The following is a 16597-nucleotide window of genomic DNA, read 5'->3' as shown; positions in this document are numbered from 1 at the left end:
TTGTGTATTTTTACACGGGTATTCGAAAGACGGATTGACCCAAACGAAAATATGCAGACCAAAAAAATGCCCTCGCGCGGAGGGCATCATGTTTATTTGACCTGTTGGCCGGGCTTTGCGCCGTCGTCAGGGCTTAACAGGAAGATATCTTTCCCGCCAGGGCCTGCCGCCATGACCATGCCTTCGGAGACGCCAAAGCGCATTTTGCGCGGCGCCAGGTTGGCGACCATCACCGTCAGGCGGCCAATCAGCACCTGCGGGTCAGGGTATGCGGAACGGATGCCGGAGAACACGTTGCGTTTCTCGCCGTCCAGATCCAGCGTCAGGCGCAGCAGCTTATCAGAGCCTTCGACAAATTCGGCGTTTTCAATCAGCGCCACGCGCAGATCGACTTTCGCGAATTCATCGAAGCTGATGGTTTCCTGAATCGGGTTATCTGCCAGTTCACCGGTTGCCGGTGCGGCCGCCGCTTTCACTTCTTCTTTCGAGGCGTCAACCAGCGCGTCAACCTGTTTCATCTCGATACGGTTGTAGAGCGCTTTAAAGGTGTTCACTTTATGGCCGAGCAACGGCTGCTGGATGGCGTCCCAGGTCAGTTCGGTGCTCAGAAACGCTTCGGCGCGCTCGCTCAGTTGCGGGAGTACCGGCTTCAGCCAGGTCATCAGTACGCGGAACAGGTTGATGCCCATAGAGCAAATCGCTTGTAAGTCGGCATCGCGGCCTTCCTGCTTCGCCACTACCCACGGTGCCTGCTCATCAACATAGCGGTTTGCCACGTCGGCCATCGCCATGATTTCCCGGACGGCTTTGCCGAACTCGCGGCTTTCCCAGGCTTCGCCGATGCTTTGCGCCGCGTCGGTAAAGGTTTTATACAGCGCAGGGTCAGCCAGTTCCGCCGCCAGCACGCCGTCAAAACGTTTGGCGATAAAGCCGGCGTTACGGGACGCCAGGTTAACCACTTTGTTGACGATATCGGCATTCACGCGCTGGACGAAATCTTCCAGATTGAGGTCGATATCATCGATACGCGAGGAGAGCTTCGCGGTGTAGTAGTAGCGCAGGCTGTCGGCGTCGAAATGGTTCAGCCAGGTGCTGGCTTTGATGAAGGTGCCGCGCGATTTAGACATTTTCGCGCCGTTCACCGTCACATAGCCGTGGACAAACAGGTTGGTCGGCTTGCGGTAGCCGCTACCTTCCAGCATCGCCGGCCAGAACAGGCTGTGGAAGTACACGATGTCTTTACCGATAAAGTGATACAGCTCGGCGTCGGAGTCTTTTTTCCACCAGTCGTCAAAGTTGAGATCGCTGCGCTTGTCGCACAGGTTTTTGAACGAGCCCATGTAGCCGATCGGCGCATCCAGCCAGACGTAAAAGTATTTGCCCGGCGCGTTGGGGATCTCAAAGCCGAAGTACGGCGCATCGCGGGAGATATCCCACTGTTGTAAGCCGGATTCGAACCACTCCTGCATTTTGTTGGCGACCTGCTCCTGCAACGCGCCGCTGCGGGTCCACGCCTGTAGCATTTCGCTAAACGATGGCAGATCGAAGAAGAAGTGCTCGGATTCACGCATTACCGGCGTCGCGCCGGAGACCACGGATTTCGGTTCGATCAGCTCGGTCGGGCTGTAGGTCGCACCGCACACTTCGCAGTTATCGCCGTATTGATCCGGAGACTTACATTTCGGGCAGGTGCCTTTAACGAAACGGTCCGGCAGGAACATGCCTTTTTCCGGGTCGAACAGCTGGGAAATGGTGCGGTTTTTGATGAAACCGTTCTCTTTCAGACGGGTGTAGATCAGCTCAGACAGCGCGCGGTTCTCGTCGCTATGCGTGGAATGATAGTTATCGTAGCTGATGTTGAAGCCAGCGAAATCGGTCTGATGTTCCTGACTCATCTCGCCAATCATCTGTTCCGGGGTAATGCCAAGCTGTTGGGCTTTGAGCATAATCGGTGTGCCGTGGGCATCATCGGCGCAGATGAAGTTGACGTTATGGCCGCGCATTCGCTGGTAACGAACCCAGACATCAGCCTGGATATGCTCCAGCATGTGGCCGAGGTGGATCGAGCCGTTCGCATAGGGAAGGGCACAAGTTACCAGTATTTTTTTCGCGACTTGAGTCATAGTGAGAATTACATCATCCAGGTAAAAAGGGGGTTTGATATTACCAAATGGGTAATTATTTGGTAACCCAAAAGCGAAGGCTGGGGGAATTATTCCCTTTTTGGTATGCTTAACGCTTCGAACCCTTATCAAAACACAATTACAAAGGAGTCGGGATGAGTCCTCAATCCCAGGCCAAATCCCCGGAAGCTTTGCGAGCCATCGTTGCCGGGACGCTGGCGAATTTCCAGCACCCCACCCTGAAACATAATCTCACCGCCCTGAAGGCGCTGCACCACGTGGCGTGGATGGATGACGTCATCCATATCGAACTGCAAATGCCGTTCGCCTGGCAGAGCGCGTTCGAAGAGCTGAAAGAGACGGCGAGCGCGGACCTGCTGCGCATTACCGGCGCAAAAGCCATCGACTGGAAACTGACCCATCAGATTGCCACCCTGAAGCGCGTGAAAAACCAGGCGGGCATCAACGGCGTGAAAAACATTATCGCCGTGAGCTCTGGCAAGGGCGGGGTAGGGAAATCTTCCACCTCGGTCAACCTGGCGCTGGCGCTGGCCGCCGAAGGGGCAAAAGTGGGCATTCTCGATGCCGACATCTATGGGCCGTCAATCCCGACCATGCTGGGCACCGAACACGAGCGCCCGACTTCGCCGGACGGCACCCATATGGCGCCGATTGTCGCTTACGGGCTTGCCAGCAACTCAATCGGCTATCTGGTGACTGACGATAACGCCATGGTGTGGCGCGGCCCGATGGCCAGCAAAGCGCTGATGCAGATGCTGTCTGAAACGTTATGGCCGGAACTGGATTACCTGGTGCTGGATATGCCGCCGGGCACCGGTGACATCCAGCTGACGCTGGCGCAGAACGTGCCGGTGACCGGCGCGGTGGTGGTGACCACGCCGCAGGACATCGCGCTGATTGACGCCAAAAAAGGCATCGTGATGTTCGAAAAAGTGGACGTGCCGGTGCTGGGCATTGTCGAAAACATGAGCATGCACGTGTGCAGCCAGTGCGGCCATCACGAGCCGATTTTCGGCACCGGCGGCGCGGAGAAACTGGCGGCGCAATACAATACTTCGCTGCTCGGCCAACTGCCGCTGCACATCACGCTGCGTGAAGACCTTGACCGCGGTCAGCCGACGGTGGTGAGCCGCCCGGACAGCGAATTCACCCAGATTTACCGCCAACTGGCAGGGCGCGTTGCGGCGCAGCTTTACTGGCAGGGCGAAGTGATCCCGAGCGAAATCGCTTTCCGCGCGGTGTAAAGGTATTAAGGCAGACGCGAGTCTGCCTTTTTTTGTTTCCAGTGCATCAAGTAATACTCACCTTCCGGGCTGTCGCCTGTTGATTCAATCTCCCACCCGTGACGCTGATAAAACGCCACCGCAGGCTCATTTTTCACCAGGCATTTCAACGCCCCGGTGCTGGTAAAATCTTCCTGCGCCTTACGTAACAGCGCGCTGCCCGCGCCTGACCCCTGATATTGCGGGTCGATAAACAAGTTATGCAAAAAATTGTCATTCTCCAGCACCGAGGCAAAACCAACGCGGTGCCCGTCCTGTTCTGCTACCCAGATGGTTTCGCCGAGCGTAGCGGCGTCAAAATCTTCCAGTTGCCACGGGCTGGCATCCAGCCACGGCCAGGCCTCGCGCCGGGCGTGCAGGTAGAGGGTGCGTAAAAACGGTCGATCGGTCTCTTGCCACGGGCGGATTGTCAGGTCTGATTCAGAATTCGTCACTTTTTTGTGCATCTTCATAGAAAGTCTTTTGCGTGCCGGGTATCTTACGCGCTTTCAATCGAAAGCCCGGTGTGTGGAGTATGTACGAGTTTAACCTGGTGTTGCTGTTGCTCCAGCAAATGTGCGTTTTTTTGGTCATCGCGTGGTTGATGAGCAAGACGCGGTTGTTTATCCCGTTGATGCAGGTCACCGTGCGTCTGCCGCATAAGCTGCTGTGCTACGTCACGTTCTCGATTTTCTGCATTCTCGGCACCTATTTCGGTTTACATATTGAAGACTCCATCGCCAATACCCGGGCGATTGGCGCAGTGATGGGCGGTTTACTGGGCGGCCCGGTGGTGGGCGGCCTGGTAGGCCTGACCGGCGGGTTGCACCGTTACTCCATGGGCGGCATGACTGCCTGGAGCTGTATGATTTCCACCATCGTCGAAGGGCTGCTGGGCGGGCTGGTGCACAGCGTGTTAATCCGCCGGGGTCGCAGCGATAAACTGTTCAGCCCGCTTACCGCCGGGGCAGTCACCTTTGTCGCCGAGCTGGTGCAGATGATGATTATCCTGCTGATCGCCCGGCCTTATCACGATGCCCTCAAGCTGGTGGAAAGCATCGCCGCGCCGATGATCGTGACTAACACCGTGGGCGCAGCGCTGTTTATGCGTATCCTGCTGGATAAGCGCGCCATGTTCGAGAAATACACCTCGGCATTTTCCGCCACGGCGCTCAAGGTGGCGGCGTCCACCGAGGGGATATTGCGCCTCGGATTTAACGAAGAGAACAGCGCCAAAGTGGCCCACGTTATCTGGAAAGAACTGGATATCGGCGCGGTGGCCATCACCGACCGTGAAAAGCTGCTCGCCTTTACCGGCATCGGTGACGATCACCATCTACCCGGTCGGCCTATTTCTTCTTCTTATACCTGGCGAGCGATTGAGTCCGGCGAGGTGGTCTACGCCGATGGCAACGAAGTGCCGTATCGCTGTTCGCTGCATCCGCACTGCAAGCTGGGTTCGACGTTAGTCATCCCGCTGTACGGCGAAAATCACCGGGTGATCGGCACAATCAAACTCTACGAAGCCAAAAACCGCCTGTTCAGCTCCATTAACCGCACCCTGGGGGAGGGGATTGCGCAGCTACTGTCGGCGCAAATTCTTGCGGGCCAGTACGAGCGGCAAAAAGCGCTGCTGACCCAGTCGGAAATCAAGCTGCTGCACGCCCAGGTGAACCCGCACTTTCTGTTTAACGCCCTGAACACCCTGATGGCGGTGATCCGCCGCGACAGCGAGCAGGCCGGGCAACTGGTGCAATATCTGTCGACCTTTTTCCGCAAAAACCTCAAGCGTCCTTCAGAGATCGTCACCCTTGCCGATGAGATTGAGCACGTTAACGCCTATCTGCAAATCGAAAAGGCGCGTTTCCAGGCGCATTTGCAGGTTACTTTGACGCTGCCTGCCGAGCTGGCACACGTCAGCTTACCGGCGTTTACCCTGCAACCCATCGTTGAGAATGCCATTAAACACGGCACATCTCAGATGATGGACACTGGAAAAATCCAGCTCAGCGCCCGCCAGCAGGGCGACTGGCTGGTAGTGGAAATTGAAGACAACGCCGGGCTGTATCAACCAAAACCGCATGCGAACGGTTTGGGGATGAGCCTGGTGGAAAAACGGCTGCGCGCCCGGTTTGGCGATGAGTGTTCCATGACCGTGAGCTGCGAGCCGGACCATTTTACCCGTATAACCCTACAACTACCGATGGTGGGATCCCCATGTTAAAGGTGCTTCTGGTTGATGATGAACCGCTGGCGCGCGAGAACTTGCGTTTTTTGCTCCAGGAACATAGCGATATCGACATTGTCGGCGAATGCGCCAACGCGGTAGAAGGCATCAGCGCGGTACACCGGCTGCGCCCCGACGTGCTGTTTCTCGATATCCAGATGCCGCGTATTTCCGGGCTGGAGATGGTGGGTATGCTCGACCCAAGCCACCGCCCCGGCATCGTGTTTCTCACCGCCTACGATGAGTACGCGGTAAAAGCCTTTGAAGAGCACGCCTTTGATTACCTGCTAAAACCCATTGAGGCCGGGCGGCTGGCGAAAACCCTCGACCGCCTGCGCCAGGAGCGCGCGCCGCAGGATGTGTCGCTGCTCAGCGCCAGCCAGCAGCACCTCAAATACATTCCCTGCACCGGGCACAGCCGCATCTGGCTATTACAGATGGAGGACGTGGCGTTTGTCAGCAGCCGGATGAGCGGGGTGTATGTCACCAGCGCCCAGGGACAGGAGGGCTTTACCGAGCTGACGTTACGCACCCTGGAAAGCCGCACGCCGCTGCTGCGCTGCCACCGGCAATATCTGGTGAATATGGCGCACCTGAAAGAAATCCGTCTTGAGGAGAACGGCCAGGCGGAGTTACTGCTGCGCGACGGGCAAACCGTGCCGGTCAGCCGCCGCTATCTGAAATCCCTTAAAGAAGCGCTGGGGCTGTAGCGCGTTTTTATCGTCAGTGGGCCAGTGGAAAATGGTACACTGGTCTTTTCCCGCCGTATTAATGAGAACACGCCAGTGCTGAATAACGATATTTTACGTAGCCTTCGCTACACCCTGAAAATGAACAATAACGACATCATCTCCACCCTGGCGCTGGCGGATGTAGAAGTCAGCGCCGCGCAGGTGGTGCAGTACGTGAAAAAAGAGGAAGACGAAGGCTTTGCGCGCTGCCCGGATCTGATCCTCTCTTCGTTTTTAAACGGCCTGATTTACCTGCGTCGCGGCAAAGATGAGAGCCAGCCGCCGCTGAAAGCCGACCGTAAAATCACCAATAACATCATTCTCAAAAAGCTGCGCATTGCCTTTGAGCTGAAAACTGACGATATTCTGGCGATCCTCACCGAGCAGAAATTCCGCGTCTCGATGCCGGAAATCACCGCCATGATGCGTGTCCCGGAGCATAAAAACTATCGCGAATGCGGCGATCAGTTTTTGCGTAATTTCCTCAAGGGACTGGCGAACCGCTTTAACCCCTCCGCCGCTCAGTAGCGGTTTCTGACCGCTTAGATTGCAATACGACCGCTGGAGCAAATCCCGCCTTATTGTGTGACATCGCCATGCCAGGATAACGCTGAATATTTTCTTATCTCTGGAGTTGGCTATGTCACACGCACTGACGTTTGTTATTGCGACCCTGTGTATCCTTGCCATTTGCTACCGCCTGTACGGCGTATTTTTTGTCCGTAAGGTGCTGAACGCAGATGACAGCGAGGTTACCCCTTCGCATGTTTATGAGGACGGCAAAGACTACGTCCCGACTAAAAAATGGGTGAACTTCGGCAGCCACTTTGCGGCTATCGCCGCCGCAGGCCCGCTGGTAGGGCCGGTGCTGGCTGCCCAGTACGGTTACTTCCCTGGGTTCCTGTGGCTGCTGGTGGGCTGCGTAGTGGGCGGCGCGGTACACGATACCGTGGTGCTGTTCGCCTCCATGAAGCATCAGGGCAAATCCCTGTCTGAAGTGGCGAAATCCGAGCTTGGCCCGGTTGCGGGCTGGTGTACGGGCCTGGCAATGCTGTTTATCATCACCATCACGATGGCAGGGCTCTCCATGGTGGTGGTTCATGCTCTGGAACGTAACCCGTGGGGCACCTTCGCGGTGTTTATGACTATCCCGGTCGCGATTGGTGTCGGCCTGTGGGAGCGTTTCACCGGTAGCATGCGCGGCGCGACCTGGGTCGGTATTCTGGTGATTTTCGGCTGTGTGATCGCCGGGCCGTACATCCAGGCTTCTGCGTTTGGTGAATGGCTTAGCCTGAAAGCCTCAACCGTCAGCCTGGTGCTGCCGTTCTACGCCTTCTTCGCCACCGCATTGCCGGTCTGGATGCTGTTAACCCCGCGCGGTTACCTGTCCAGCTTTATGAAAATCGGCGTGTTCGGCGCGCTAGTGATTGGCGTGGTGTTTATTAACCCGGAAATCCAGTTCCCGGCGGTGACGCAGTTCATCCACGGTAATGGTCCGGTGCTAGCCGGGCCGGTCTGGCCATTTATCTCTATCACCATTGCCTGTGGCGCGATCTCCGGTTTCCATGCCTTTATCGGTTCCGGCACCACGCCGAAACAGATCGACAAATGGAACGATATCCTGCCGGTCGCTTTCGGTGCGATGTGCGCTGAATGCGTGGTGGGCGTCATGGCCCTGATCGCCGCTACCGCGCTGCATCCGGCAGACTACTTCGCCATCAACTCCGCGCCGCAGGTGTTTGCTGGTCTGGGTATGGATGTGGTTAACCTGCCGAAACTGAGCGAAGAAATTGGTCTGGATCTGTACGGGCGTACCGGCGGGGCAGTAACCCTGGCGGTAGGCATGGCGGACATCTTTACCCGCATTCCGTGGTTCAGCAATCTGGCGTCTTACTTCTTCCAGTTTGTGGTGATGTTCGAAGCGGTATTTATCCTCACGGCGGTTGACTCCGGTACCCGCGTGGCGCGCTATTTGCTGCAGGATTTCTTCGGCGACCTGTGGGCTCCGCTGAAACGCACCAACTGGATGCCAGGCGCGATTGGTTGCAGCATCGTGGCCTGCTTACTGTGGGGCTATCTGCTGAATTCCGGCGATATCAACTCCGTTTGGGCGCTGTTTGGCGTCTCTAACCAACTGATGGCGTCGATTGGCCTGATGATTGGCGCGACCATTATCATGCGGATGTCGAAAAAACGCTGGTATGCGCTGACCTGCCTGGTGCCGCTCTCCTACCTGTACATCACCGTAAACTACGCGGCGTACTGGATGGTGAAAAACGTCTATTTCAACTCTGCGGCCAAAGGCTTCAACATATTCAACGGCACGATTTCCATCATTATGGTGGTGTTGGGGCTGGTGATTATGATCTCCTCTATCCAGCGCTGGATTGTGCTGTGGCGCGCCCGCGCTCAGCCGGAGCCGGTTGAAGCGCTGTCCTGATTAATATGAAAACGGAAAGCCAGGGGAAACCCTGGCTTTTTCTTTTGCGGCTCACGCCACGTCCGCGCCAGGCTTGCTTTTGAAAAAGCGCTTCCTTATCCTTCATGCGTAACTTGACTCGGGGTGCCCTTCTTCGTTGAAGGCTGAGAAATACCCGTACCACCTGATCTGGATAATGCCAGCGTAGGTTTCCAAGATTCCGATTATTATTCATGTGGTTACATTTCTTTTTGTCCGTGTGTAATGCACCTAAGGTACAAAAAGAGCGTGATTATGAGGTACAAAACTCTGCCATACACGTTTCAACGAAACGGTAATTACTATCTACAAATCCGGCTTTCAAATGGAAGGATGTATAAAAAATCACTCCTTACTGATAGCTATCACCAAGCCTCAGCTTTGATGATTAACATCACTCCGCACATCCCATTTGTTAAATCATTAGCAACTCCGACTCCGATGTTTGACGCGTTCATCTCAAACCTGATCGTGTCAGAACATAGGATTGTGACACTTCCGCTGCTATCCAGTCTACCGCTTGTTGTATCCCCTAAAATTGGGGAACCATCGGCACAACTTGAACCGGAAAACGTATTAACTGTCTCTGATGCTTGGGCTATGTACAAAGTCGAAAAGGGGAAGAATTGGACTAAATCGATCTCAATGGCGAATGAACGTTACATTGAAGTATTGTTTGTAGTGTTGGGGGAAAATACGGATGTAACTGCGATCACCAAACAGGACATTAGACAGGTGATGGAAGTTGTTGAGAATTTACCTAAGCGTGTTATTCAGCCGTATCGCTCGATGAATGTTCAGCAGTTGATAGATTGTGATGACGTGCCTCCTGATGAGCTTGTGGGTGTTGAGGCTATCCATAAGCATCTGAAGCTCTATAAATCCTTGTTCAAAACATTTCTCACCGATAGCAAAGATATTTTACCTAAATCGCCAACTGATGGCGTAGTAGCAGCACCATCAAAAGCCAGATTTGGTGCATACAGTCCGGCGGAAATGAAGAAGATTGTAGAGTGGGCACTTAAGCAGCCGGATGGCTGGTTAAAATGGATTACGTTGTTGTTAGCACACACTGGAGCCAGGAGAGGAGAAATTGCCAAACTGGAAAAATCACAAATCAAACATGATGAGGATAGCCAGCGGTATTACTTCTTGATCGCAGAAGGAGGGCAGGGGAAAACCGAAAATGCCACCCGGCAAGTGGTAATACACCCTAAGCTTATCGAATGGGGGTTTATAGATTATGTTGATCGGCAATGGAAAGAGCGGATTTTTTCAGAGGTGGCTGGTACGAACATGACAAAAATTGGTAAAGAATTTTCCGATGTGCGTGATCAGCTTGGCATCCCGTACTTGAACGACTTTGGACAGCGGAGGCTTCTGCATAGTATTCGGCATTCTGTTTGCTCTGCGGCGATGGCTGGATGGGTAAAGAACATAATGCATCTGCAACAAACGGTAGGACATGAAAAGAGCGGTGGGATTACTAAACGTTATTTGCATACGTTCCCACTATCCTCAGTTTCTTATGTGATCGATGGGATATGTTGGATTTGAATTATGCGTGATAAGTGTGTTATGTATGTCTTTATTTTTAATTAATATAAAATGATAGAATATTATCAAAAAAATGTTCTTGAGAGGGACTATGAATAGCTATGATTTTTCAAGGTTGAATGATAAAGATTTTGAAGATTTAGTCATTGACCTTATAAATGCAGAAATGCCTGATGCTCATATTGAACGATTCATGCCAGGAAGAGATAGTGGTATGGATGGTCGATTTTATATAGGTGGAAATAATGTTGTTATACAATGTAAACACTATGTTGCATCAAGCTATGCTTCATTAATTACAAACTTAAAAAAAGAAGCGTTAAAAGTTGCAGGCCTTAATCCTTCACGTTATATATTGGCTATTTGCCAGGGTTTAACAAATACGAGAAAAACTGAGATTATAAACATATTTGGTAATCAATATTTGAGAAGTGATGATATCTTATCAGTAGAAGATATTGCTAATAAGATATCACAAAATAAACGTATTGAACGAAAATATTATAAGCTTTGGCTGAACAGTACTTCAATATTGATGTCATTACTACATAATGATGTTATAGGTAGGAGTTGTCATATAGTTCAACAAATAAAAAATAATGTTGATAATTATGTGCAAACTCAGGATTTTGATATTGCCAAGAGCAAACTTGAGAACCTTAATACGTTAATCATCACGGGTGCTCCTGGTGTCGGTAAAACTACTTTAGCTGAGCAATTATGTCTGCATTATATTCTTGAAGGGTATGAGTTAATTTATATAGAAAGTGATATTGAAGAAGGCGAGAGAGTTTTATCACCTGAGAGTAAACAACTTTTTTTATATGACGATTTTCTTGGTAGAAACTACTTAGACGCTTTAAGGAATAAAGAAGATTCAAAAATTGTCAGATTTATTAATAGAACCAGAATAAGTAATAACAAGAAATTAATACTTACATCGCGTACTACAATTCTGAATCAAGGGAAAGCAACAAGTGAATTGTTTTATATAAACAATACAGATAAACACGAATATGAAGTTGAAGTTAAAAATCTCGACATACTAGATAAGGCTAAAATACTTTATAATCATATATGGTTTAGTAATCTTCCTGAACAATATAAAGATTGTATTTGGTTAAATAAAAAGTATAGGAAAATAATATCGCATAAAAATTACAACCCACGTTTAATATCCTTTATAACTGACTATGAAAAAGTGTCACACCTCGCACCTGAGGAGTATTGGGATTATATTTTTGAAAGTTTGAATAATCCATCCGCAATTTGGGATCACATGCTGACTAAGCAAATACCTAAATGTGTATATTATCTAACTTACTTAGTGTCTCTAAATAACGGGATGATGTCTGAAAGTAATTTACGTCAAAGTTACAGTAATTTTTTAGAAATAGTTGGCTTTGATCAATCACGACATGATTATTTTGAATTTAACGATTGTACAAAACATGCTGTTAAGTCGACTTTGCAAAGAAAGATAGAAAGTGATAAAGAACCAATGTATGATGTTCTGAATCCCTCAATATCTGATTATTTTTTTGAGAAAATAGATAACAATCTATCATCACTTCCATCCTATTTTAGTGCATTAACAACAATTCAATCTCTTAATAACCTAAATACATTAATAAATAAAAAAATTCCAATATATATAACTTCGAAAATAATTAATATTATAATTGATGATATGAAAAAATATAAAAATGAAGATTATATAATAGAATTTATAAGAATAGTGATTTCCAGCCCTAATGTTCCTCACAATGATAAAATAAGAGCTGTAGAAACTCTTAATCGTGATTTCTTTACCTTCGTAAGGTTTTACGCTGCAAGTAATTTCAAAATGTTATTAATTGTCAATTGGGTTTCTCTAAATAATCCGGGGTGGCTTGGCAATGAGAGTATAAAAAATTATATTGAATGTTCTATAAATGAAGGTGGTGAAGATTTAGGTTACGAAGAACTGAATATTTTAGCTCAGATAACAAATATTCTGGGTGAAAGTTTGTTAGCAAATAAAATTCGTGAGTTGTTGCTTAATTATTGGCAGGGCTATATACATGATTTTATTTCTGAGAGTAATGATTTTAATGGTTATCTTTATTTCGATGATGAAGATGTCTTATTTTCACGGGCTAAAGATTACCTTAATGATTTACTTTCAGAAAGTACCTTGGTATTTAATGAACAAGAGATTGAAGATATTGTTGAAAATTTAGACCCACATAGCATAATCCAAAAAAATATAGAAAACGCTCCTGATTGGGATGACGATGATTATCGCGAAAATCGTAGTTATTCAGACTACGGATTTGATGCGGTAGATGATTTGTTTTCAAGGGAATAGCTAAAGCAGCAACTAGACTCTTAATTTTCAAGCTCTGTAACAAAGTTGAACTAATTTCTTTGTGGCGATTAAGCATGCTTAATCGCCGCATATCTAATCAACTTCTAAAGTTTGATTAAGTATTGTGACCTGCTTGATTGTTCATTTCTACACTTTATAATTAATCGCACCACACAAATGAATACAATGTTGGAACTTACTCAGAATCAATTACATGCTCGTTATGGATATCGCGAGGATTCGAAAATTACTAAACTACAAGCCCTTTGACTTTACCCCCTGCCGCTATATCAGTTCTCATTGCTGTCAGTACTGGCAATCATTTCTTTTTTCACGCGAAACACTGTAGCCCTGCCACAATCGCACAACTTTGCGATCTCATCCGGTGTGTTCTTCCCAGCTTGAAGCATCTCAATGATTTTGCTGTGTAATTCTTTGTTCCTTTGCTTTCCTTTGTACTTCTTAGCCTCTTTAGCAAGGGCAATTCCTTCGTTGCGACGTGATGCGATCATTCCCCGCTCAAATTCTGCAACGGCTCCCATCATGGTTAAGATTAAGCGAGATTGTGGGGAGTTATCGAAACTCATTGAGTTAGCAAGGAACTGAATAGTGATCCCGCGAGCAACGAGGTTATCAATCATTTCCAGCAAATCGCGTGTATTACGTGCAAGGCGATCAATAGAGTGAGTCACGAGCGTGTCACCTTCGCGGAGGTGTGAAAGCAGGTTCAACAACTCAGGTCTTTCGCTGGTGGACTTACCTGATTCTTTCTCGGTGACGATTTTGTCACAAACAGGTTCCAGTACCGCCAACTGACGCTCAAGATTCTGATCCTTTGTTGAGACTCTTGCATAACCAAAAATCATTTTCCTGCCCTCACTACCGATTAGTATCATTTGAATTAACCGAATGATACAGTATCATTTAAATTGATCCAACATCCAAATGATACAAAACGAGACGCTAAAGCGGAGTATCACAAGGGACTACCCAAAAGAGATTTTTGATCGTTTATTTTTTGGTCAATGTAGGGTTAGTGAAAAGGTCGATACTGAGATCTGAGTAAATGGCATTTGGTCGGCGGGGTTGAACCTGATCAGACAAACGAGATTTTAAATCGTGCGGAAAAAAACAGACTCTACTTTTATCTGAGTAAACGATCCCTTTAACTTTTTTGTCAAAAAATGGGTGAACTGGGTTTCGATTATTTCATGTTCTAAAGGGTGGTAACATAGCGACATTTCCGTTTCTGTATACAGAAGGCCGCGAAAGCGGCCTTCGATAATATGTATGCCCGCATATCTGGCATTGCTCTACAGTAGAGTTGATGCGACAATTCCTTACGACAAACTAAATTAGCAAAATCAAGCTGGCGTACATTTATATTGATTTCTAACCACTACAGATTGCCCTTGAAACTTAATGCGTTGATAATGGTACATTGTTGCTTGATTTACTATCACTATCAAATTCGCATTATCACGAAAAATTCCACTTTTCACTTTCTTTAAAGTGTTTTGTATAAAATTTTTATTTTTATAGTACTCAAGCACTACATGATCATCACTACTATATGACCTGAGTACTGTATCTGTTTTGACTGTTTGCATCACAATATTCGCTTGAATATTAGGGTACTTACTGACACCATCCTCAGTAAAATTATAAACAGGAGTATTTTCATAACAAAATAAATCGGCTCGAACTACACCCGAGAATGACAGCCCAACTAAAATCACCATATATATTAATAAATTCATTCTCATACCTCCGATTTTCATACAGTTTAAAAAAATCATTACAACTACTTACAGCAATGATTCATTATAAATTCGGGAAATAAATAACCATTGCCCTTATTATGCACTATTCGCTAAAGGTTATCCTCTTTAAACAACTGCTCTAAGTTCAATGTTATATTCTTTTTATTCAATTCTTTTTCAATACATTCCCAACGCTTACGTTTAGCATCCTTCAGATTTGCTACGGCATTTTTTGCGTCAGCATCGCTCATACTACCGATATTTGATTTAAGCTGATAATCAAGATCATCATATTTTTGATGTTCTGATTTACATACGCCAGAAATCGCTTTAGTTACAAGTTTGCTATCTTTATGCGGATCATATGTTTTGTATGCGGCAAAAGTTGAAGTACTGAATAACAACCCTAAAATTAGTAATTTTTTCATCTTAAACAGCCTCTTTCATATATAAATTAACACGATTAACAAGACACAAAACAATATCTATTGATATTAATAACATAAATCTATAGTACCTTCTGGCTTCCGCATACACTTTATTCCTTCAGACATATAATCAGTCACTGGAATCGGTGTAGCTTTAGGTCTTGAAAGGCGAGTCGGGATAGAGGAAAGTAAGTTAAATACGCATTCATTAAAAGATTTCTGAACTACATTCTGTTCTTTAAAATACGCCACAGTAACTCGATCATGTTCATACGCAATTTCTTTTCTTTCATGTTTCCGCTGGGGTTCATCAAGTAGATCCCAATTAGTAGCATCAGATCTTTCTTTTAATAATTGATGTTGGGTTTTATGCCATTCATTCAACGGAGACAAACGGTATTTGTACGTCTGACGGCAATTGGAATTTTCTATTTTCGACATATATACATTAAGGCTCACCCCATAATCTAAGTAGTCACTTTCTGCCACATTTCTTTCTACTGAATCATTTGGGTAAGATGCTATTTCCTCAAGTATTTTTTTAGTCAATTCAGGATTTTCTTTTAAATCCTTACTAATTAATTCTTGTGCTCGCTCCTTTCTACCATCATCAGAGAATATAGCCACATACTTAGCAGCCTTATCCTGTTCAGCTTTATCGGCTGCCGCTAACGCATCTTGTGCCGCCTTTTCAGCCTTTTTAACTTTTTGCTCTTCTACGAATTTTGTATAATCGGTAACGTTAGTAATGTTATTTTCACGAGCAATAGCAAACTCTTTACCGTCTTTAAATCCAAGTTTTTGTGCTCTGGATTCATCGCTTGAGGATCGGGCAGCACTTGCCACGATAGCAAGACCAATAATAAGTACCGGAACCGTGTAATTATTCACGAATTTATAGGACAAGAACTTAGATTTCAGAGTTCCAAATGCCAGTACTCCCCAGACTATCGCCGTAATACATGCCAATAGTTGACACAATCCAGCGGCTGTAAGCATCACTACGGACCAGATCCCCGTACCGGTTGCGAAAAGATCCCCAAATTTCTCCATTGACGCAAGGAATAAAAATACTCCCCAAATACCATAGATTCCTATTTTTAAATATTTACTCACCACAATTATCCTTTAAGAATATTCCAAATCAATGGTTCATTCCATTTTAATTATCGGCAAGAATTCGTTTACCTTTAGGAATTTCCATTAAAAAGGGATCCCCCCATAGTCCATAGATTATCAGTTGTACAACTCTCACAACTTTATCACTCCCGTTAGCTTCTTTCAGACCAAAAGTACGGACTGAAACCATCCGTTTTCACGCTCTCAAGCGTATCACGTACATCCAACGGTGATCGATATTAACGATCAATAACAAGTAAATTGATCGTTTAAATCTATCAAAATCTATTAATCCAATACAAATCAATAGGTAAAAACGATCAAGGGGATTCGTAGAAGTTGAAAAAGGCTATGTATCTGATTTCAAGGCAAGGAGTATTTGCTGAGCACTATCTCAGACGCTCTTAAAGCGTCGCTACGGCGTTTTATGGGGTTTTGTACATTCAGGTATTTCAGTGATGAACAACACGTTAAAGGGCTTCCAGTGCGTTTTGTCGGAAACACCATCATAGAAAGGGATTGATCGCATCGGGTTCGCTTCGCTCTGAGCAGTACTGA

General features: G+C 47.2%; 13 protein-coding genes and 1 riboswitch. Of the genes, 7 read left to right on the top strand and 6 right to left on the bottom strand.

The window, feature by feature from the left end; genetic code table 11:
• Positions 1–92: 92 nt before the first annotated feature.
• Positions 93–2123: a methionine--tRNA ligase gene (gene metG / locus ACVV26_RS14625; protein WP_474797915.1), complete on the bottom strand. Its 2031-nt coding sequence runs from the start codon at positions 2121–2123 to the stop codon at positions 93–95.
• A gap of 155 nt (positions 2124–2278) precedes the next feature.
• Between metG and apbC the strand changes: the two genes are divergently transcribed.
• Positions 2279–3388 carry an iron-sulfur cluster carrier protein ApbC gene (gene apbC, locus ACVV26_RS14620; RefSeq protein ID WP_474797913.1) on the top strand — a complete coding sequence of 370 codons (1110 nt, stop codon included), beginning with the start codon at positions 2279–2281 and terminating at the stop codon, positions 3386–3388.
• A 5-nt stretch (positions 3389–3393) separates the two neighbouring features.
• Here apbC and ACVV26_RS14615 read toward each other — a convergent pair whose 3' ends face one another.
• Positions 3394–3879: a GNAT family N-acetyltransferase gene (locus tag ACVV26_RS14615; RefSeq protein ID WP_474797911.1), complete on the bottom strand. Its 486-nt coding sequence runs from the start codon at positions 3877–3879 to the stop codon at positions 3394–3396.
• Positions 3880–3941: 62 nt separating this feature from the next.
• Here ACVV26_RS14615 and ACVV26_RS14610 point away from each other — a divergent pair, with 62 nt between their 5' ends.
• The 6 genes from ACVV26_RS14610 to ACVV26_RS14585 all read left to right on the top strand — a co-directional run bounded on the left by ACVV26_RS14610 (position 3942) and on the right by ACVV26_RS14585 (position 12729).
• Positions 3942–5630, top strand: a complete 1689-nt coding sequence (locus ACVV26_RS14610) for a LytS/YhcK type 5TM receptor domain-containing protein (RefSeq protein ID WP_474797909.1) — start codon at positions 3942–3944, stop codon at positions 5628–5630.
• A complete protein-coding gene (gene btsR, locus ACVV26_RS14605) occupies positions 5624–6343 on the top strand; it encodes a two-component system response regulator BtsR (protein WP_312978477.1) in 720 nt (239 codons plus the stop codon). Before ACVV26_RS14610 ends, btsR begins: the two co-directional genes overlap by 7 nt.
• Before the next feature lie 75 nt (positions 6344–6418).
• On the top strand, positions 6419–6892 hold the full coding sequence (locus tag ACVV26_RS14600) for a YehS family protein (RefSeq protein WP_474801861.1): 474 nt from the start codon (positions 6419–6421) through the stop codon (positions 6890–6892).
• 112 nt (positions 6893–7004) lie between these two features.
• The gene (locus tag ACVV26_RS14595) at positions 7005–8804 is read left to right on the top strand and encodes a carbon starvation CstA family protein (RefSeq protein ID WP_312978479.1); all 1800 of its coding nucleotides are present in this window, start codon (positions 7005–7007) and stop codon (positions 8802–8804) included.
• A 109-nt stretch (positions 8805–8913) separates the two neighbouring features.
• A riboswitch (TPP riboswitch) is annotated at positions 8914–9009 on the top strand.
• A 68-nt stretch (positions 9010–9077) separates the two neighbouring features.
• The gene (locus tag ACVV26_RS14590; RefSeq protein WP_474797907.1) at positions 9078–10379 is read left to right on the top strand and encodes a tyrosine-type recombinase/integrase; all 1302 of its coding nucleotides are present in this window, start codon (positions 9078–9080) and stop codon (positions 10377–10379) included.
• A gap of 91 nt (positions 10380–10470) precedes the next feature.
• Positions 10471–12729 carry an nSTAND3 domain-containing NTPase gene (locus tag ACVV26_RS14585; protein ID WP_474797905.1) on the top strand — a complete coding sequence of 753 codons (2259 nt, stop codon included), beginning with the start codon at positions 10471–10473 and terminating at the stop codon, positions 12727–12729.
• A 290-nt stretch (positions 12730–13019) separates the two neighbouring features.
• Here ACVV26_RS14585 and ACVV26_RS14580 read toward each other — a convergent pair whose 3' ends face one another.
• The 4 genes from ACVV26_RS14580 to ACVV26_RS14565 all read right to left on the bottom strand — a co-directional run bounded on the left by ACVV26_RS14580 (position 13020) and on the right by ACVV26_RS14565 (position 16036).
• The gene (locus ACVV26_RS14580; protein WP_474797903.1) at positions 13020–13595 is read right to left on the bottom strand and encodes a recombinase family protein; all 576 of its coding nucleotides are present in this window, start codon (positions 13593–13595) and stop codon (positions 13020–13022) included.
• A 498-nt stretch (positions 13596–14093) separates the two neighbouring features.
• Complete coding sequence (locus ACVV26_RS14575) at positions 14094–14489, bottom strand: hypothetical protein (RefSeq protein ID WP_133115631.1); 396 nt, start codon at positions 14487–14489, stop codon at positions 14094–14096.
• A gap of 113 nt (positions 14490–14602) precedes the next feature.
• Positions 14603–14920: a hypothetical protein gene (locus ACVV26_RS14570; protein ID WP_024558698.1), complete on the bottom strand. Its 318-nt coding sequence runs from the start codon at positions 14918–14920 to the stop codon at positions 14603–14605.
• A gap of 66 nt (positions 14921–14986) precedes the next feature.
• Positions 14987–16036, bottom strand: coding sequence for a hypothetical protein (locus ACVV26_RS14565; protein ID WP_474797901.1), 1050 nt, complete (start codon positions 16034–16036; stop codon positions 14987–14989).
• Positions 16037–16597: the final 561 nt, after the last annotated feature.

Source organism: Atlantibacter sp. MEI4A-1023 (genome assembly GCF_056155425.1).
Note: the sequence above shows the minus strand (reverse complement) of the source record. Positions and strands in the feature narration are given on the sequence as shown.